This window comes from Pantoea sp. PNT03, assembly GCF_014852515.1.
Lineage (GTDB): Bacteria > Pseudomonadota > Gammaproteobacteria > Enterobacterales > Enterobacteriaceae > Pantoea > Pantoea leporis.
Genome location: NZ_JACVBT010000001.1, coordinates 1363211 through 1380963, shown reverse-complemented (window position 1 = coordinate 1380963; position 17753 = coordinate 1363211). Strand labels below are relative to the sequence as shown.

Annotated in this window: 19 protein-coding genes; 9 read left to right on the top strand and 10 right to left on the bottom strand. The window is 55.9% G+C overall.

Annotated elements, in window-relative coordinates; genetic code table 11:
* Window positions 1–194 precede the first annotated feature (194 nt).
* Complete coding sequence (gene ychH, locus IB226_RS06460) at window positions 195–470, top strand: stress-induced protein YchH (RefSeq protein WP_061723496.1); 276 nt, start codon at window positions 195–197, stop codon at window positions 468–470.
* On the opposite strand, the gene IB226_RS06455 is transcribed toward ychH, so the two are convergent.
* From IB226_RS06455 to lolB, 4 genes are all read right to left on the bottom strand, one after another.
* The gene (locus IB226_RS06455) at window positions 467–1642 is read right to left on the bottom strand and encodes a GGDEF domain-containing protein (RefSeq protein WP_192234164.1); all 1176 of its coding nucleotides are present in this window, start codon (window positions 1640–1642) and stop codon (window positions 467–469) included. The two genes, ychH and IB226_RS06455, sit on opposite strands and share 4 nt — an antisense overlap.
* A 227-nt stretch (window positions 1643–1869) precedes the next feature.
* Window positions 1870–2817: a ribose-phosphate diphosphokinase gene (gene prs, locus IB226_RS06450; RefSeq protein ID WP_006118899.1), complete on the bottom strand. Its 948-nt coding sequence runs from the start codon at window positions 2815–2817 to the stop codon at window positions 1870–1872.
* A gap of 124 nt (window positions 2818–2941) precedes the next feature.
* Window positions 2942–3811, bottom strand: a complete 870-nt coding sequence (ispE, locus tag IB226_RS06445; RefSeq protein WP_192234162.1) for a 4-(cytidine 5'-diphospho)-2-C-methyl-D-erythritol kinase — start codon at window positions 3809–3811, stop codon at window positions 2942–2944.
* Complete coding sequence (gene lolB, locus IB226_RS06440) at window positions 3808–4431, bottom strand: lipoprotein insertase outer membrane protein LolB (RefSeq protein ID WP_101764109.1); 624 nt, start codon at window positions 4429–4431, stop codon at window positions 3808–3810. The genes ispE and lolB overlap by 4 nt, the downstream gene beginning before the upstream one ends.
* Before the next feature lie 216 nt (window positions 4432–4647).
* Here lolB and hemA point away from each other — a divergent pair, with 216 nt between their 5' ends.
* From hemA to kdsA, 6 genes are read left to right on the top strand one after another with little or no spacing between them, the layout of a single operon-like run.
* The gene (gene hemA / locus IB226_RS06435; RefSeq protein ID WP_061718543.1) at window positions 4648–5904 is read left to right on the top strand and encodes a glutamyl-tRNA reductase; all 1257 of its coding nucleotides are present in this window, start codon (window positions 4648–4650) and stop codon (window positions 5902–5904) included.
* A 41-nt stretch (window positions 5905–5945) separates the two neighbouring features.
* The gene (gene prfA, locus IB226_RS06430; protein ID WP_192234160.1) at window positions 5946–7028 is read left to right on the top strand and encodes a peptide chain release factor 1; all 1083 of its coding nucleotides are present in this window, start codon (window positions 5946–5948) and stop codon (window positions 7026–7028) included.
* Entirely contained in the window at window positions 7028–7867 is an 840-nt protein-coding gene (gene prmC, locus IB226_RS06425) for a peptide chain release factor N(5)-glutamine methyltransferase (protein ID WP_192234158.1), read from the top strand. Before prfA ends, prmC begins: the two co-directional genes overlap by 1 nt.
* A 2-nt stretch (window positions 7868–7869) precedes the next feature.
* The gene (locus IB226_RS06420) at window positions 7870–8268 is read left to right on the top strand and encodes a SirB2 family protein (protein ID WP_101764112.1); all 399 of its coding nucleotides are present in this window, start codon (window positions 7870–7872) and stop codon (window positions 8266–8268) included.
* Window positions 8265–9074, top strand: coding sequence for an invasion regulator SirB1 (gene sirB1, locus IB226_RS06415; RefSeq protein WP_101764113.1), 810 nt, complete (start codon window positions 8265–8267; stop codon window positions 9072–9074). The genes IB226_RS06420 and sirB1 overlap by 4 nt, the downstream gene beginning before the upstream one ends.
* 30 nt (window positions 9075–9104) lie before the next feature.
* Window positions 9105–9959, top strand: a complete 855-nt coding sequence (gene kdsA, locus IB226_RS06410) for a 3-deoxy-8-phosphooctulonate synthase (RefSeq protein WP_101764114.1) — start codon at window positions 9105–9107, stop codon at window positions 9957–9959.
* 119 nt (window positions 9960–10078) lie between these two features.
* Here kdsA and chaA read toward each other — a convergent pair whose 3' ends face one another.
* The gene (chaA, locus tag IB226_RS06405) at window positions 10079–11164 is read right to left on the bottom strand and encodes a sodium-potassium/proton antiporter ChaA (protein WP_110866345.1); all 1086 of its coding nucleotides are present in this window, start codon (window positions 11162–11164) and stop codon (window positions 10079–10081) included.
* A gap of 367 nt (window positions 11165–11531) precedes the next feature.
* Between chaA and chaB the strand changes: the two genes are divergently transcribed.
* A complete protein-coding gene (chaB, locus tag IB226_RS06400; RefSeq protein WP_192234156.1) occupies window positions 11532–11762 on the top strand; it encodes a putative cation transport regulator ChaB in 231 nt (76 codons plus the stop codon).
* Between the two features lie 237 nt (window positions 11763–11999).
* On the top strand, window positions 12000–12671 hold the full coding sequence (locus tag IB226_RS06395; protein WP_168197458.1) for a gamma-glutamylcyclotransferase: 672 nt from the start codon (window positions 12000–12002) through the stop codon (window positions 12669–12671).
* A gap of 6 nt (window positions 12672–12677) precedes the next feature.
* Here IB226_RS06395 and IB226_RS06390 read toward each other — a convergent pair whose 3' ends face one another.
* The 5 genes from IB226_RS06390 to tagF all read right to left on the bottom strand — a co-directional run bounded on the left by IB226_RS06390 (window position 12678) and on the right by tagF (window position 17741).
* Window positions 12678–14093 (bottom strand): serine/threonine-protein kinase, encoded by a 1416-nt coding sequence (locus IB226_RS06390; protein ID WP_192234154.1) that lies wholly within the window; start codon window positions 14091–14093, stop codon window positions 12678–12680.
* Between the two features lie 66 nt (window positions 14094–14159).
* Window positions 14160–15110, bottom strand: a complete 951-nt coding sequence (locus tag IB226_RS06385) for a hypothetical protein (protein ID WP_192234152.1) — start codon at window positions 15108–15110, stop codon at window positions 14160–14162.
* A gap of 13 nt (window positions 15111–15123) precedes the next feature.
* Entirely contained in the window at window positions 15124–15900 is a 777-nt protein-coding gene (locus IB226_RS06380) for a PP2C family serine/threonine-protein phosphatase (protein WP_137385968.1), read from the bottom strand.
* Entirely contained in the window at window positions 15897–17009 is a 1113-nt protein-coding gene (gene tagH / locus IB226_RS06375) for a type VI secretion system-associated FHA domain protein TagH (RefSeq protein ID WP_192234150.1), read from the bottom strand. Before tagH ends, IB226_RS06380 begins: the two co-directional genes overlap by 4 nt.
* A 33-nt stretch (window positions 17010–17042) precedes the next feature.
* Entirely contained in the window at window positions 17043–17741 is a 699-nt protein-coding gene (gene tagF / locus IB226_RS06370) for a type VI secretion system-associated protein TagF (protein WP_110866339.1), read from the bottom strand.
* Between the last annotated feature and the right edge of the window lie 12 nt (window positions 17742–17753).

Below are 17753 nucleotides of genomic sequence, written 5' to 3'. Positions count from 1 at the left end.
AGGCCATGCGCCACAGATAATGTCTCTACGTGACTAATCATTTTCTATCGAAATCAAAGCGCTGGCGGTAAAGATTTGTCAAAGGTTGTGAAGGATATGTGATCCTGTACGCAACTTAAGCGGCAGGTATTGCCTAAGCTTATGGCTAGTTAACCATACGTGCTGTTTTGCTTTTAAAAGGATGGAGGTGGATCATGAAACGTCAAAATTGCCGCTTTGTAGGTAACGGTTTGATGTGTTTGGGTTTACTGACGATGGTATTAGGCGTCGGCTATTCCATTATCAACCAGCTTCCTTCACTCAACCTGCCGCAATTCCTCGCGCACGGTGCGATGTTCAGCATCTTCGTTGGCGCTTTACTGTGGCTGGTGGGCGCGCGCGTCAGCGGACGTGAGCGCGTGGAAGATCGTTATTACTGGTTACGTCATTACGGCGATAAGCGTTGCCGTCGCAATCACTCATCACATTAAGTGAGTACGGTTTGCTGCAGCGGCTGTAACTGCGCGAGATAACGTTCGATGCGGTTACGGCCGCTGGCTTTTGCGCGGTACAATGCTTCATCGGCCAGCGCCAGCAACAGCGGGAAGGGTTCGCCAGGCTGCAGCGCGGTGGCATAACCGATGCTGACGGTATAACGCACGTCGTTGGGTTGCGACAGCTGTGTCGCCAAACGGATACGTTCACATACCCGCTGCGCCTGCTCGGCATCGCCGGGAATGATCGCAGCAAACTCCTCGCCACCCAAACGGGCAAAATGGCCACTCTCTGGCATCAACGCCTGCACCACCTGACAAAAATCGATTAATACTTGATCGCCTTGTTGATGGCCGAAACGGTCATTGATGCTTTTAAAATGGTCCAGATCGAACAGCACCGCGCTATAGACAAAGTGTTGTGACTGTCGCGCGCTGCGCAATAACATTTTATCGGCCTGCTCGAATAGCGCGCGGCGGTTCCACACGCTGGTGAGCGGATCGTGCATTGATGCCAGTTTATGGGCGATTTGCGTGCGTTCGTTGACCATCGCCAGAATGGTGAAACTCAGGCCAATAACAAACAGGATCGATTCAAGAATCACATACACCGAGAAGCTGGAACCGCCAATCGCACCGCGCACCGGCGTCGCCACCGCATCGTCCAGAAAGATACGCGCCACGTGAAACAGCAAATGGATCCATAGCAGGATTTGTGCCGGCCAGAAGGTGACGGTCAACGACGCGCGCACGCGCCACAGCAAGCGGATTAGCGCGCCGGTATAGATGATGCACAGCAGGCAAACCACCAGCACGCGCTTCGGCTGGCTGTGATAAAACGCGGGGAACAGGCACAGAATCGCCCACAACAAACCGCCGCCTAACCAGCTGAGGCCAATCGCTTTTCCGCAGAAGATGCGGAAGGCATTGAGCAGATTGCCATAAGCCAGCAACAGCATGACGTTGCCGACCGCGACCGGTAAAAAATGGAATCCCGCACTGCGTAAGCTGCTAAGGAACACCGCCGCCAGGGTTAAAACCAGCGCCAGCGTGGTGCAGCCCAATACGCGATCGTACTGCGCACCGACCCAGGCAAAAATCAAAATGATACTCAAAAACCCCAGCACAAAGAGCTCGCAAACAAACAGTGTGTAGAGGTCGAGAGTCATAGTGGTCGGAGCTCTTAAAAAAGTGGGGAAGAAAATACCATTAATTATTGGAGCGCTAAAGGGCGGCAATGCGAGTTGATGGAAAAGAGTGGATGGCAGCGAGAATAGCGAGATTTAACGAAATTTATCGCGCAAATATCAATGGGGAAAGTGGCTTAATCGGTGAGTCAGATTGAGGGCCGGGTGCAAAGAAAAACCGGGCACGAGGCCCGGTTTCACGCGATGAATTAATGCTCAAACATCGCGGAGATTGATTCTTCGTTGCTGATACGACGAATCGCTTCGGCCAACATGCCAGACAGCGTCAAAGTACGCACGTTTGGCAGAGATTTCATCTCTTCAGACAGCGGAATGGTATCGCAGACAATCACCTGGTCAATCACCGACTTACGCAGGTTTTCCACCGCGTTGCCGGAGAAGATCGGGTGAGTAGCGTAAGCGAAAACACGTTTCGCGCCGCGCTCTTTCAACGCTTCAGCCGCTTTGCACAGCGTACCGCCGGTGTCGATCATATCGTCGACCAGTACACAGTCACGACCCGCAACGTCACCAATAATGTGCATCACCTGAGAAACGTTCGCGCGCGGGCGGCGTTTGTCGATGATAGCCATATCGGTATCGTTGAGCAGTTTGGCGATGGCGCGGGCACGCACTACGCCACCGATGTCTGGGGAAACTACAATGGGATTTTCCAGGCCAATTTGCAGCATATCTTCCAGCAGGATTGGGCTGCCGAAGACGTTATCCACCGGGACATCAAAGAAGCCCTGAATCTGTTCAGCATGCAGGTCAACGGTGAGAACACGGTCAACGCCCACGCTAGAAAGGAAATCGGCAACCACTTTGGCGGTGATCGGTACACGAGCAGAACGCACACGGCGGTCCTGACGCGCATAGCCAAAGTAAGGAATGACAGCAGTAATACGACCAGCAGAAGCCCGACGCAAGGCGTCGACCATCACAACCAGCTCCATCAGATTATCGTTGGTGGGGGCACAGGTGGACTGGATGATGAAAATATCACCACCGCGTACATTTTCGTTAATCTGTACACTTACTTCACCATCACTGAAACGGCCAACAGCGGCGTCTCCGAGGCTAGTGTAAAGGCGGTTGGCAATACGTTGTGCTAGTTCCGGGGTGGCGTTACCAGCAAATAGCTTCATATCAGGCACGAGAAGAACCTCAGGCTTGGCGTCCAGAGAATGAACGGCTCTAGAGTAACCGGCGAATACCAAAGAGCATGTTCATACGGGTGTGTTAATGCGCAACATGCAGTGTCTGGAACGGGTGACACTGTCACGTAGACGCTTTTAGCCCAGAAAGTGTGCGCTGTAACGGCGAGAGGTTAAGCCCGCGCGCCACAAATCCGCAAATCCATTTCGGGGCAAGCTCCAGCACCTGACGTGCGTCGGATTCGGTGTCAAATTCAGCAAACACACAAGCTCCGGTCCCAGTCAGGCGCGACGGCGCGTATTCTAGCAGCCAGGAAAGCAGCTCATCAACCTTACGAAAACGTTTTCTTGCCACAGCCTCACAATCATTGTGAAAAGGACGCTGTAACAGTTCATCTAATGTGCGGATTGGTGAATCGCGCGTCAGTTCGGGATCGCAGAACAGATCTGGCGTCGCGATGCTCACGCCTGGATGCGCCACCAGATACCATTTTTCTGCCGGTTCAGCCGGCTGCAACAGTTCGCCCACGCCTTCTGCAAAGGCCGCATGACCTCCAATAAACACTGGCACATCCGCGCCCAGTTTGATACCAATCGTCGCCAGCTCAGCAACACTTAATCCGGTTTGCCACAGATGATTCAGCGCCATTAACACCGTTGCCGCATCTGAAGAGCCGCCGCCAAGCCCGCCGCCCATCGGCAAAACCTTCTCCAGCGCGATGCTGGCACCGGCCTGCGCGGGCAAGGTGCCACGCGCAGCGGCAACGGTTTTTAACGCCTGCGCAGCACGCACAATCAGGTTCTCGTCATCCGACACGTCAGTCAGCGGCGTCAGCAGCGTTATCTTGCCGCTGCTGTCCGGTGTGATTTCCAGCGTGTCACCGTAATCGAGGAACTGAAACAGCGTTTGCAGATTGTGGTAGCCGTCAGCACGACGGCCAGTGATATACAGGAACAGATTCAGTTTTGCTGGCGCGGGCCACGTGGTGATCATTGAGTGGTCCAGCTATCCATGCGTAATTTGATGCGCTGACCGCCTTCAGACAGCTCCAGATTCGCTGGCAGCGGCGGATTCACTTTGCTGTCGTAATCAGAAATGTTCACTTTCCACTGCTGACCGTTGCGGCTGTAGTTCAGGCTTTGCAGCTGGTAGTTGTTATTCAGCTGATAATCGCTGGCATCGCCCGGCAAGCCCATCATCCACTGACGCAGATTGGCGAGCGGGATATCCATGCCGGTAAGCTGTGAAATCATCTTCTCGGCATCGTTACTCACGTAGCGCTTGCCTTTGTTATCCACGATCTGCACCACGGAACCTTGTGCATCCAACTGCAATTCGGTGCTGCCCAGCGGATTGGTCAGCAGCAGGCGATAGCGATCCGCAGCGGTTTGCTGCCAGTTAAAGCGTGCATACACTTTTTGCTTATCCGACAGGTAAGCGAACGCACCGCGCGTCTGATACTGGCTGATTTTCGCCACGGCTTGCTGATGCTGCTGCCATTGCGGTGACGTGGTGCTTGGGCCCGGACCTTGTGGTTTGTTAATGGTACATGCAGCCAGTAACACGCTGGCAAGGGGTAAAAGGCGCAGTAACTTGCGCGGGGGCAAATGCATCACGTGGTCATCTCCTCAGACACGTTTTTACTTCGTAACCGGTAACGCTAACCATCCGCATGTAAGCCGTCAATGCTGTTATGGCAATAATTGCGCACGATCAGTTTAATCTTATTACTGTCATAGGCTTTGTATGGCTTTTCTTGACCTGTGGCATCTTGTAGAATGCGCTGCACAAAACCCTGACAACACTTGGGATATCCCAACCCGAATCACATGACGCTGCTTGCACTCGGAATCAACCACAAAACTGCACCTGTTGCGCTACGCGAACGCGTTGCGTTTACACCAGACACGCTGGAACTGGCGCTGAATAGCCTGCTGTCCCAGCCGATGGTGCAGAGCGGTGTGGTCCTTTCGACCTGCAACCGTACAGAACTCTACCTCAGTGTAGAGCAGCAAGCCGACCTGCAGGAGAAGCTGGTGCGTTGGCTGTGTGACTATCACGATCTGCGTGAAGAGGATGTGCGCAACAGCCTCTACTGGCATCAGGATAACGCGGCGGTTAGCCATCTGATGCGCGTGGCCAGCGGGCTGGATTCACTGGTGTTGGGTGAACCACAGATTTTAGGTCAGGTTAAAAAAGCTTTTGTTGATTCGTCACGCGACCACGCGCTGAGCAGTGAACTGGAGCGCATGTTCCAGAAAACCTTCTCGGTGGCCAAGCGTGTGCGCACCGAAACCGAGATTGGCGCCAGCGCCGTATCGGTCGCCTTCGCTGCCTGTTCACTGGCGCGTCAAATTTTTGAATCGCTCAGCACCGTTAACGTGCTGCTGGTCGGCGCTGGTGAAACCATCGAGTTAGTGGCGCGTCATCTGCGCGAACACTCCGTCAAGAAGCTGATGATCGCCAACCGCACCCGCGAACGCGCACAGCTGCTGGCCGATGAAGTGGGGGCAGAAGTGATTGGCCTCGGCGATATCGAAACCCGTCTGGCCGATGCCGACATCATTATCTCTTCCACCGCCAGCCCGCTGCCGATTATCGGTAAAGGGATGGTGGAGCGCGCGCTGAAAGCACGTCGCAATCAGCCGATGCTGCTGGTGGATATCGCCGTACCGCGCGATGTCGAGCCGGAAGTGGGCAAGCTGGCGAACGCCTATCTCTACAGCGTTGATGATCTGCAAGCGATCATCGAGCAGAACATGGCGCAGCGCAAAGCCGCCGCCGTGCAGGCTGAAAGCATTGTGGTGCAGGAGAGCGGCGAATTTATGGCCTGGCTGCGCGCGCAAAGCGCGGTTGAGACCATCCGTGAATACCGTTCGCAGGCCGATCAGGTGCGCGCCGAGTTACAGGAACGCGCGCTGGCCGCGCTGCAGCAGGGCGCTGACGCCGAAAAAGTGCTACAGGAACTGGCACACAAGCTGACCAACCGTTTAATTCATGCACCAACCAAATCACTGCAGCAGGCCGCGCGCGACGGCGACAGCGAACGCCTGCAGATCTTACGTGACAGCCTCGGTTTAGAGTAATCTGGTCAGTCACGACCTATCACTGGGATACCCGCTATTACATGAAGAGCTCTATTGTTGCCAAGCTGGAAGCGCTCCAGGAACGCCACGAGGAAGTGGAAGCGTTGCTGGGCGATGCCGGCGTGATTGCCGATCAGGATCGTTTCCGTGCGTTATCACGCGAATATGCCCAGCTTAGCGACGTCACCCGTTGTTTCCGCGAATGGCAGCAGGTGCAGGAAGACGTTGAAACTGCCGAAATGATGCTGGAAGACCCGGAAATGCGCGAGATGGCGCAGGAAGAATTAAAGCTGTCACGCGAGAAGCGTGAAGTGCTGGAACAACAGCTGCAAGTGCTGCTGCTGCCGAAAGATCCCGACGATGAACGTTCGTGCTTTGTCGAAGTGCGCGCCGGAACCGGCGGTGATGAAGCGGCGATTTTTGCCGGCGATCTGTTCCGTATGTACAGCCGTTACGCCGAAGCGCGTCGCTGGCAGGTTGAGATCATCAGCGCCAACGAAGGTGAGCACGGCGGCTATAAAGAAGTGATCGCCCGCATCATCGGCGATGGCGCGTATGGCCGCTTTAAGTTTGAATCGGGCGGCCATCGCGTACAGCGCGTGCCAGAAACCGAATCGCAGGGCCGTATTCACACCTCGGCTTGTACCGTTGCGGTCATGCCGGAACTGCCCGAAGCGGAAATGCCGGAAATCAACGCCGGCGATTTGAAAATCGACACCTTCCGTTCTTCCGGTGCCGGTGGTCAGCACGTTAACACCACCGATTCCGCGATTCGTATCACCCACTTGCCAACTGGCATTGTGGTGGAGTGTCAGGACGAACGTTCACAGCACAAAAACAAAGCCAAAGCCTTGGCGGTGTTGGGCGCGCGTATTCACGCGGCGGAAATGGCGAAGCGTAATGCCGCTGAAGCTTCGACGCGTCGTAACCTGCTCGGCAGCGGCGACCGTTCGGATCGTAACCGCACCTACAACTTCCCGCAGGGCCGCGTAACCGATCACCGCATCAACCTCACGGTTTACCGTCTCGATGAGGTGATGGAAGGCAAGCTGGATGCGCTGATTGAGCCGATTGTGCAGGAGTATCAAGCCGATCAGCTGGCCGCGCTGGCTGGACAGGACTAATGATCATCCGTCGCTGGCTACAGGAGGCTGTGGTAGCGCTCTGTGGCGGCGACAGCCCGAAGCGCGATGCGGAAATATTGCTGGGTTTTGTGACGGGCAAAGCGCGCAGTTGGCTGATTGCCTTTGACGATGCGGAACTGGACGCGCAGCAGCTGGAACAACTGAATGCGCTGCTGGCGCGCCGCGTCAACGGCGAGCCGATTGCGCATCTGGTCGGCGAGCGTGAATTCTGGTCGCTGCCGTTGCGCGTCAGTGATGCCACGCTGATCCCGCGTCCGGACACCGAAGTGCTGGTGGAGCAAGCGCTGGCACATCTGCCGGCCGCCGCGACGTCTTTGTTGGATTTAGGCACCGGCACCGGCGCGATTGCGCTGGCGCTGGCCAGCGAACGGCCAGGCTGCCAGGTTATCGGCTGCGATCGCATCGCGGCGGCGGTGAAACTGGCGCAGGACAATGCGCAGCGTCTGCACATTGATAACGCCCGCTTCATCCTCAGCAACTGGTTTAACGATCTTCCCGCCCAACGTTTTGATCTGATTGTCAGCAATCCGCCCTATATTGATGCCGCCGATGAACATCTGCAGCAGGGCGACGTGCGCTTTGAACCGCGCAGCGCGTTAGTGGCGGACGATCAGGGTTTGGCCGATTTACGTTTTATCATTCACACCGCACCGCACTGGCTGCACGCTGGCGGCTGGCTGCTGCTGGAACATGGCTGGCAGCAAGGTGATGCCGTGCGCGCCATCATGACGCAGCACGGTTATCAGGCGGTGAGCACCGTTGACGATTACGGCGGTAATCCGCGCGTCACACTAGGACAATTTTTTAATAAGGAATAACGATGGCGAGCTGGTATCCCCTGATTAAACATTTTCACTTGCTGACCGTTGCGCTGACGATTTGTCTGTTTTTGCTGCGCTTCTACTGGCAAACCACCGGCTCAGCTATGCTGCAACGCCGCTGGGTGCGCATTGCGCCGCACGTTAACGACACCTTTTTGCTGTTAAGCGGTGCGCTGCTGGTGATGATTACGCATTTTTATCCGTTCACACCGCAAGGAAGCTGGCTGACGGAGAAGCTGTTAGCGGTTATTATCTACATCGCCTTAGGTTCCGTGGCATTGAGCCGTCGCCCACGTAAAATGGGGACACGTTGGATCGCCTTCCTGATTGCAATCGTAGCGTTGCTGTTTGTGATTAAGCTGGCGATGACCAAAATGCCGTTATTGGGGATTGTATGACCTCGCCAGAGCAACTCGATTACAGTAAAACACCGTTGAGTGAAGCGGTGATTGGCGCCACATGCGCCATACGCAATGATTTTTCCGCGCCTTCTGTGCAACAACAGTTGGCGGCGCTGGTAGATGAAGCCCGTGAGTTTGTCAGCAGCGAGCAGGACGCCGATTTGCAGCTGGGTAAGCTGCTGGAGCTGTTCTATCGTCAGTGGGGATTTGGCGGCGCCAGCGGCGTCTACAATCTCTCCGACGCGCTGTGGATCGACAAAGTCCTGAAGAGCCGTCAGGGCACGGCGGTGTCGCTGGGCGTGATCCTGCTGCACATCGCCGATGAGCTGGAATTGCCGCTGATGCCGGTGATTTTCCCGACACAGCTGATTCTGCGTGCCGACTGGTTAGATGGCGAAATGTGGCTGATCAACCCGTTCAACGGCGAAACGCTGGATACGCATACGCTGGAAGTGTGGCTGAAAGGCAACATCAGCCCAACCGCTAAGCTGTATAACGACGATCTCGACGAAGCCAAGACCATCAACGTGATGCGCAAGATGCTCGACACCTTGAAATCCGCGCTGATGGAAGAGAAGCAGATGGAGCTGGCGCTGAACGTCAGCAAAGTGCTGCTGCAGATCGATCCTGACGATCCTTACGAGATTCGCGACCGTGGTTTGATTTACGCGCAATTAGAGTGTGAACACATCGCGCTGAATGATTTGACCTATTTCGTTGAACAGTGTCCTGAAGATCCGGTCAGCGAGATGATTAAAGTGCAGATTCACGCAATTGAACAGAAACAGGTAACGCTGCACTAAGCGTTACCCGATAAAAGGAAAGGAAAGGGCATGACACAGAAAGTAGTGAATATCGGCGATATCAAGGTCGCAAACGATCTGCCATTCGTTCTCTTCGGCGGCATGAACGTGCTGGAATCGCGCGATCTCGCCATGCGCATCTGCGAACACTACGTTGAGGTCACCGACAAACTCGGGATCCCTTACGTATTCAAAGCCTCTTTTGATAAAGCGAACCGCTCTTCAATCAAATCTTATCGTGGTCCTGGCCTGGAAGAGGGCATGAAGATTTTCCAGGAGCTGAAGCAGGCTTTCGGCGTGAAAATCATCACCGATGTGCATGAAGCATCGCAGGCGCAGCCGGTGGCTGACGTGGTTGATGTGATTCAGCTGCCGGCCTTCCTCGCGCGTCAGACCGATTTGGTGGAAGCGATGGCGAAAACCGGCGCGGTAATCAACGTCAAGAAGCCCCAGTTTGTTAGCCCAGGCCAGATGGGTAACATCTACGACAAATTCGTCGAAGGCGGCAACGATCAGGTTATCCTGTGCGATCGCGGCAGCAACTTCGGCTATGACAACCTGGTTGTCGATATGCTCGGCTTCAACGTGATGAAGAACGTCACCCAAAATAGCCCAGTGATCTTCGACGTTACCCACGCGCTGCAAACGCGCGATCCGTTCGGCGCTGCGTCAGGCGGTCGTCGTGCGCAGGTCGCCGAGTTGGCGCGTGCCGGCATGGCGGTTGGCATTGCTGGCCTGTTCATCGAAGCGCACCCAGAGCCAAACAGCGCCAAATGCGACGGTCCATCCGCGCTGCCGCTGGATAAGCTGGAACCCTTCCTGGTGCAGATGAAAGCAATCGACGATCTGGTGAAGAGCTTCCCAGAGCTGGATACCAGCAACTGATTGTTTTGAAATGTGAAAAAGGCGCCGATGGCGCCTTTTTTATTGGCTGGTCGCCATAAATGGCGATCCTGCAACATGCACGATTTCCGTAAAGTTGGCATTTATGCCGACCGCTAGTCTCACAGCATAATCGTCAACAAATACCCGGCAAACAGCGCCAGATGCGCGGCACCGTTCAACACGTTGGTGCGGCCCGTTGAGAACGAGATGTGGCACAGGATCAGCACGGCGCTCATGATCACCATCTGCGGTGGCTCAAGGCCGAACACCAATTGCTGGTCGGTCAGGGTAGCGATGATGGTCACTGCAGGCACCGTCAGTGAAATGGTCGCCAGCACCGAACCGAAGAACAGATTCATAGCACGCTGGACTTGATTCATCAGTACCGCTTTGATTGCACCTAAACCTTCCGGCGACAGGATCAACAGCGCCACCAGGAAGCCGGTGAACTGCGCCGGGGCGTTCAGTTCTGTCAGCAGACTTTCCAGCGGATTGGCGTTCATCTTGGTCACGGTAATCACCGCAATCAGATGCACGATCAGCCATGCGGTGTGCCACAACGAGCTGTGCGCAGAAGGCTTACCGTGGTGCGGATCGTCGCCATCATCTTCATGCTCATAAACGAACAGGCTTTGGTGGGTTTTGGTTTGAATCAGCAGGAACACGCCGTACATGGCCGCAGAAATCGCCGCGATGATCAGCGCCTGCGTGGTCGTAAAGTTACCGCCAGGTAACGCATTGGGGAACACCAGCACCAGAATCGCCAGCGGGAAAATGGCGATCATGTACTGTTTTACGCCCGCCAGATTAACGTACTGCGTGGCAAACTTGCGTCCGCCCAGCAGCAGGGCAAAGCCGACTAAACCGGCGGTCACAATCATGATGATCGAGTAGAGCGTGTCGCGCATTAGCGCGGGCGCGGCATCGCCGGTGGCCATCAGCGCGGAGATCAGACTCACTTCAAGTATGACGACGGAAAGACTGAGAATCAGCGAGCCATAAGGTTCGCCTAAACGGTGTGCCAGCACGTCGGCGTGACGCACCACGCTGAAGGCGCTAAACAGAATGGCAACTAATGCCAACAGGTTGATGCCGATAACCGGCAGAAGCGCTGTCTGGTTGCCGAAGAAGCTCAGCACCGCCAGCGCAGCAACGGGGAAAATCAGTGAGTACTCGGTATGGCGGGTTTTCTCATGTCCAGGCATTTACCATCCTCTCCGGAAAAAGTACAAAGCAGGCAATCATTGCCTGATAAATATAATGAGTTTTCTGACGTAACGCAGTGTAACTTTTCATCAGCTGTGCTGCTGTGACTTTACGCGATTTTACCAAAAGCGTTTATTATGCATAACACGGCAAAAGAGTGTGTTATCGCTGGATTAACGCCTGTATTCATTATGTTGCATGAGTCACTCACCCAATTAAAGATGAGATTGGTCTGGTTAATCGTCGTATAGGGTGAAGTTTATAGAGGTTTAAACCTGTTTTACGCCATCTGCCAGTGAAAGTACCAGTTTGCGTTTTGACCCAGATGATCCAGACTTAAACTCTGGGTATGAAACCGGAGGAAATATGCCTTATTCATCAAACAAAGAGCTGCCAGACAGCGTGCGTCATGTCCTGCCGGCTCACGCGCAAACCATCTATCAAAAGGCCTTTAACAGCGCCTGGGACCAATATAAAGCTCCCGACGACCGGCGTGGTGATGAGTCGCGCGAAGAGGTGGCCCACAAAGTCGCCTGGGCAGCAGTCAAGCACGAGTACTCAAAAGGTGACGATGACAAGTGGCACCCTAAAAACTAGTTTGTTTTGCGGGCCGGTGCGGCCCGCCTCGCACTTTTCCCTTCGCCATTCAAGTTCCTCACCAGGCAGCCGATGCTATTTACACAGAATTTCCCTTTTGTGATCGGGGTCAATCTTGAATGTTTTGTTAAAAATGAATTAATGTCTTCTCTTAAGACGATGCAATGAGCGTCGCCTGTAGACATCAGTTTTGAGGAACCACACCGGCAAGATGTCAGCGTAGTAGAGGAGACCACAGTGTTAACGCGGGAATTTTTGTTAAAAGCAGATTGTAAAACATCGTTTGGCGATATTGATGAAGCGCTGTTCTGGAGCTGTGAAAAGCGTGCGGCATCGCTGTCCGCGACGCTGGCCTGTCGTCCTGACCAAAGCCCGGTGTGGATTTTTGGCTACGGCTCGCTGATGTGGAATCCCATTTTTGAAGCGGCCGAAGTGGCGCCGGGTCGTTTAGAGGGCTGGCACCGTGCGTTTTGCCTGCGTCTGATTGCCGGTCGCGGCACCGTAACCGCGCCTGGCCGTATGCTGGCGCTGAAAGAGGGCGGTTCCACCAGCGGACTGGCGTTCCGCTTACCGGAATCGCGTTTGCATGATGAGCTGGAGCTGCTGTGGAAGCGTGAAATGATTACTGGCTGCTATCTGCCAACCTGGTGTGAACTGGAGCTGGAGGATGGACGCAACGTCACCGCGCTGGTGTTCATCATGGATCCGCGTCATCCGCTGTATGAAACCGATTCCTGCCGCAGCACCATTGCGCCGTTGATTGCCCAGGCCAGCGGTCCGCTCGGCACCAACGCACAATACCTCTACGCGCTGGAGCAGGAGCTAGGCAAACGTGGCATGCAGGAAGCGGCATTGACGCGCCTGGCAGCAGATGTCAGAGCGCTGCAGAGTCATTCGGCAGCGCGCTGATACGGATTACTGCGCCGGATTAATCAGCCAGGTTCCCGGCTTATCGATGGTCAGCGATTGGCTATGCACCTGGTTGCCGTTACGCACCTCAATGCGATAGTTCCCCGCCGCCAGATTCAGTGAAGCGAATCCGCTGGAGGAGGGCTTCACATCGCGGGCTTCGCCATTCAGCATCACATTCTCACCCGCCTGCAAACGCAGATAAACCGTCGCCACCGTCGGTGCGCTGCTCGCTAGACTGTTGCCTGCTGCGGCAGGCGCAGCGGGCGCGGTGCTGGCGGCGACCGGTGGTGCTTCGCTGTGATGATTCGCTTTCCAAACCACCACCACAACCGCCAGCACCGCAATCGCAGCGGCCACCACTAAACCTGGCGACAAACGACGCACGTTGCGCGGCGTCAAAGGTTCAACGGTGGCAGCGGCATGATTGACGGCCAACACTTGCGGTTCCGGCGTTGCAACACTCGGCTCCACCGGCACAACCGGCTCAGCCACGAGCGGAATAGTGGTGGAGAGTGCTTCGACATCGCTGACCGGCAGATCGATCAAGCTGGCAAAGGCATCAATGCTTTGCGGACGATCTGCTGGCTTCATGGCTAACGCGCAGTCAATAGCGTGCAGCAGCGGCAGCGAATAGCCTTCCGGCTTGCGCTCCACCAGCGGTTGATAGTTATCCTCAATGCAGCGCACCACGCTCACCGGCGGTGCATGGCCGGTGATCAGGTTGTGCAGCACCGCGCCCAGCGCATAGATATCGGTCCACGGACCTTGCTCTATTTCGCCTTCTTCGCTGTACTGCTCAATCGGCGCAAAGCCGGGCTTCAGCATGATCTCGGTTTCATCCGAGAGGTTGCCGATCTCTTTGCGCGCCGAGCCAAAATCAAGCAGCACCGGCAGCTGGTTTTCCTGAATCTGGATGTTATCCAGCGAGATATCGCGATGCAGATAACCGGCGGCGTGGATAGTATCAATGGCGCCAAACAGCGGCGGTAGCAGACGACGGATCCAGCTCTCGTCAATGCTGTCCGGACTGGTGATCTGCCACTCTTTCAGCGTCATGCCGCTGTAATAGAGCGTGCCCATGTAGGCGGTGCCGTTCTCTTCCCAGAAGCGCAGCACGTGCAGCAAGCCGGGATGATTGAAGCGTGCCAGCAGGCGCGCCTCCTGAATAAAGCTATTACGACCGGCGGTAAACAGCTTATGGAAACGCTCTCCGCGCAGTTCCAGCGACATATCCGCCGCACGCACCGCCAACGAGACGGGCATGTACTCTTTGATCGCGATGGTGCGTTCCAGCTGATGGTCCCAGGCACGATAAACAATGCCGAAGCCGCCGCCGCCAATCACTTCCTTGATTTCAAATTCATTAAACCGGTAGCCCGCAGGGAGGGCGTTAGGTGTATGGTTTTCGTTTGCCGACATAGTGAACTCTCTGAACACGTCCTGTAGCGCCCCGTCATCACGATGACGGCAGGCAACGACCGCTAATTAATTAATGTTACGCCAGGCACCAATCGCCGGATCGGCGAGATCCGCATGCAGGGTGTCAATCAGTAACACAGTCACTTTTTGCTGTGGCATAAATTGCGGCGACCAAACGCCGCGTAACGTCTCAACCCGCTTTTTCAGCACATCGCTGCCCTGATCGGCGGTTTTGTCCATCTTCACCAGTAGTGTGCCGCTAAAACGCCACACATGCTGTTGTGCATCAAACGGCAGCACTAACCAGCTATCATCGGCATCCGGACGCGTAACAATCATGCGCTGGTTATTCACCGAGACCACTTCCAGCGGCGGACCGCTCATTTTCAAATCTGCAATCGGGTAGCCCTGATAGAAGTTCAGCGCCAGATTATGGGTTTTGCCAGCGCTCATCAGCGTCATTTCGCTCGGGCCTTCCAGCCAGCCTTCGGTGGAGCAGTGCTGATTCGGGTTATCCGGGATAAACAGCGATTCGCCTTTCTCATCCCACCAGGTACGGAAATGGCAGCCGCCCGGCAAGGCAAAGTGCTGCAGCGGCGTGCTATCCGCCGGGCGTGACAAATCGAGCGGCGCGGCGTTGCTGGTGGTGGCGCTGGCGGTGGCATCGTTCAGCACGATCGGGCGCCAGTTCTGTAATTTGGCTGCGCTGCCGTTAGCCAGCACGCTGCCCTCTTTATTGGTCATCTGCCACGGCAGTTCATCCAGCAGGCCGCACTGATTCGCCAGCAGCGTACCGACGCGCGGCAGGAAGCTGGTCAGGATGCTGGAGTCGGTGCTTTTGCCCGAAACGATGCGCAGCGGCAGCGTCTCTTTGCACCAGTCGTTGGGCGCTTTGCTCGCCACGTCATCAATGTAGACTTCTAATGACAGGCTCGGGGAATACACCACGCGGTAATCTTCTGCCTGCGCATTTACGGCCAGCAACAGGGTTGCGAAGCCCGTCAACCACACTTTCATAAGCATCCTTGGATCAATAACGTGACGGCAGAAAACGTGCCGCATCAGCCTGGGAATAAAGCAGCGTCGCTTCCTGCGGTTCGCCAATCCAGACGGCCAGAGCGCTGAGATTGTCGCTTTTAACACTGCGGTTAACGGCTTGTTCCATCAAAGTCAGCCACTCTTCGCAGGCATTCACCATGCGCAGGGCCAGTTCCATTTCGTGGGTGGTGAGATTGAGCCAGAATCCATCGCTGCAAACCAGAAACGCATCGCCATCGGCCAGCGTAATCACCTCGCTAAAAGTGGCCGGACGGGCAGGCTCAACACCGAGCGCATTATAGAGTAAATTACTGTTAATTCCGGTATTTTCATAGCCCGCCTCGCGTAACTGCTGGGCCAGACTGTGGTCACGCGTCACCTGATTTAGCACCCCATGACGGAAGTGATAAACCCGGCTGTCACCAGCGTGCGCCCACCATGCGCGCTGTTTTTCGCGGTCGATAAACAGCGCGGCGAGCGTGGTGCTCATACGTGAAAAATTCGGATTGTTTCCCTGTGCCTCAATCAGCACCTGCTGGCAGTGTTCGATGGCGGCGCGCGTGCTTTCAGGGGTGAACGTCGCACTGTGCTGCAGCTGCGTTAGCAGCGTATCGCGCACCAGCTGCGCGGCGATATCACCGCCAGGCAAACCGGCGACGCCGTCACACACCAGAAAACAGGCTTTGTGATCGTCCAGCTCGGCGCCGGTACGATCCTGATTTTCGTCGCGCATGCCTTGCTGGCAGCGGCTGGCAAACATCATCTTCATGCGTCTTCGGTCCGCGTTTGAGAATCTTTGTATTGATTCACTTCCATATCATAGGCATGCAGGAAGGCTTCGCCGAACAGCGTATGGAAGTCATCCTCAATTTCCCCAGCGGTACGTTGATAGTGGCGTGAGAAGTAATCCCACAGCGCCGCTTTGCGTCCGGTGCTGAACGCCATTTTGGGCAGCACGCCATCTTTGCGTGCTTCTTCTTCTAAGCGCTGCGGGTTAAACGACTGCAGCATGGCGGCAATAATGGCGCGGATACCGGCAATCATGCCGAGCTGATGCGCCTGCAAATCCACCAGCGCATCGCGCACCGCCGGTTCCGGCGGCATAAAGCCCGGCATCTGGCTTTGATACATCTGCATCAATACGGTTTTACCGGACGGCAGAATTTTGAACGGGTTATTCGCCTCATTGAGAATCATCGTCATGTCGGCTTTCACGCCGCGCTTGAGGATCGAGCGCGAGGAGAGCAGGGCGACGGTGCCTTGCGAAAACAGGCTCAGCATGCGACCGGTTACACGCATCTGCTCTTCGGTGATGTTGGTTTGATGGCCATTGTTGAGCCCCATCCCTTCCAGCAGCGCGGCAATCAGTTTGTCCTGAGAGACGCCCGGCAACGTGGCGGGCAGCGTCGTCGCATCGCTTTGCGGATCGATGGCGAGACGCGGATCGTTGCGGCGCTCCTGACGCGCAACCGGCTCGGGAATCACCTCCGACTCCTGCATCATACCGAGCGGGTCGTCGCTGCTGTCGGCAAAGAACGCCAGCGGATCGTCCTGACGGGCTTTCAGGTTGTTAGGATCGCGGACTTCGAGCCCATACTCACCGATTTGCAGCGTGTCGCCATCCTGCAACGCCACTTGCGAGCCGCGTTGCAACGCGACGCCGTTCAATACCACCGACGTGACGCTGCCCTGATTGGTCAGGCGGCACTCGCCCTCCGGCGAAAGATGCACCAGCGCTTGCAGACGCGATATGGCGCGCGATTCGTCAGGCAGCACCAGATCGTTATCCTGACTGCGGCCGATGGTGCCGCCGGGCGGTTTAAAGGCTACCGTCTTGGCGGGCACATCCGTATTGCACTGCACAATGGTAAATTGCATGAGTCATCCCGTTAACAAGGCAAACGCCACGGCCTATTCAAACATCGGTGGATAGAGGCCGTTGCGGCCCGGCTGTGCACCAGACGCCGGGTTAAACAATAATGAAAAAAGTTGCGCAGTCAGCGGGCCACTGTGTTTATGGGTGGCATGGCTAAAACCGTCACTGCGATTACTCCACCAGTAGCTCATGTGCTGCTGCGGATCGAATCTGTCAGCCACTTCACGCCAGCTCAGCGTGCAGGGTAAATCATCAAAACCAATCACATCCATGATGTCGCTGCGCTGCGTATCCGGCACCAGCAGCGGTGACAGGCGCTGCATCTGCTGCTCCAGCGCATCGGGATTGAGCCGATCGCGCACCGCGTGCAGCAGCAGCGCGCCCAGTTCCTGAAACCAGTCGCCGGACATCGCCAGCTGCGCGCTGTGCCAGTGGCTCAGCGGGAAGCTGCGCAGCGCCAGGAGCGGCCAGCTGCGGCCCACGCGATCGCATGACGGCAGCAGGCAGCCCATCTGCACCTGCTGACGCAGCGGCGAAAGCGGTAACACAAAATTCCACACCGGCGCACGTAAAAACTGTGCGGTGCTGGCATCGGCTTGCTGATGCCAGTGCAGTAATCCTTGCTGAAACCAGTGGCTCCACGGCGTCACGGTATTTTCGCTCAGACGCTGGCGCAAAAAATCGCCGGTGGCCGGTAACTTGCCGTACCAGCCCGGCGCAGTGTGTGTCGGCATGATTACCTCACC

Bases quoted from the DNA above. Each gene is read 5' to 3' on its own strand.
- IB226_RS06390 (WP_192234154.1), bottom strand. From the start codon at position 14,093: ATGTCGGCAAACGAAAACCATACACCTAACGCCCTCCCTGCGGGCTAC.
- hemA (WP_061718543.1), top strand. From the start codon at position 4,648: ATGACGCTGCTTGCACTCGGAATCAACCACAAAACTGCACCTGTTGCG.
- prmC (WP_192234158.1), top strand. From the start codon at position 7,028: ATGATCATCCGTCGCTGGCTACAGGAGGCTGTGGTAGCGCTCTGTGGC.
- IB226_RS06420 (WP_101764112.1), top strand. From the start codon at position 7,870: ATGGCGAGCTGGTATCCCCTGATTAAACATTTTCACTTGCTGACCGTT.
- tagF (WP_110866339.1), bottom strand. From the start codon at position 17,741: ATGCCGACACACACTGCGCCGGGCTGGTACGGCAAGTTACCGGCCACC.
- IB226_RS06455 (WP_192234164.1), bottom strand. From the start codon at position 1,642: ATGACTCTCGACCTCTACACACTGTTTGTTTGCGAGCTCTTTGTGCTG.
- chaB (WP_192234156.1), top strand. From the start codon at position 11,532: ATGCCTTATTCATCAAACAAAGAGCTGCCAGACAGCGTGCGTCATGTC.
- ispE (WP_192234162.1), bottom strand. From the start codon at position 3,811: ATGATCACCACGTGGCCCGCGCCAGCAAAACTGAATCTGTTCCTGTAT.
- kdsA (WP_101764114.1), top strand. From the start codon at position 9,105: ATGACACAGAAAGTAGTGAATATCGGCGATATCAAGGTCGCAAACGAT.
- lolB (WP_101764109.1), bottom strand. From the start codon at position 4,431: ATGCATTTGCCCCCGCGCAAGTTACTGCGCCTTTTACCCCTTGCCAGC.
- tagH (WP_192234150.1), bottom strand. From the start codon at position 17,009: ATGCAATTTACCATTGTGCAGTGCAATACGGATGTGCCCGCCAAGACG.
- sirB1 (WP_101764113.1), top strand. From the start codon at position 8,265: ATGACCTCGCCAGAGCAACTCGATTACAGTAAAACACCGTTGAGTGAA.
- IB226_RS06385 (WP_192234152.1), bottom strand. From the start codon at position 15,110: ATGAAAGTGTGGTTGACGGGCTTCGCAACCCTGTTGCTGGCCGTAAAT.
- IB226_RS06380 (WP_137385968.1), bottom strand. From the start codon at position 15,900: ATGAAGATGATGTTTGCCAGCCGCTGCCAGCAAGGCATGCGCGACGAA.
- prfA (WP_192234160.1), top strand. From the start codon at position 5,946: ATGAAGAGCTCTATTGTTGCCAAGCTGGAAGCGCTCCAGGAACGCCAC.
- ychH (WP_061723496.1), top strand. From the start codon at position 195: ATGAAACGTCAAAATTGCCGCTTTGTAGGTAACGGTTTGATGTGTTTG.
- chaA (WP_110866345.1), bottom strand. From the start codon at position 11,164: ATGCCTGGACATGAGAAAACCCGCCATACCGAGTACTCACTGATTTTC.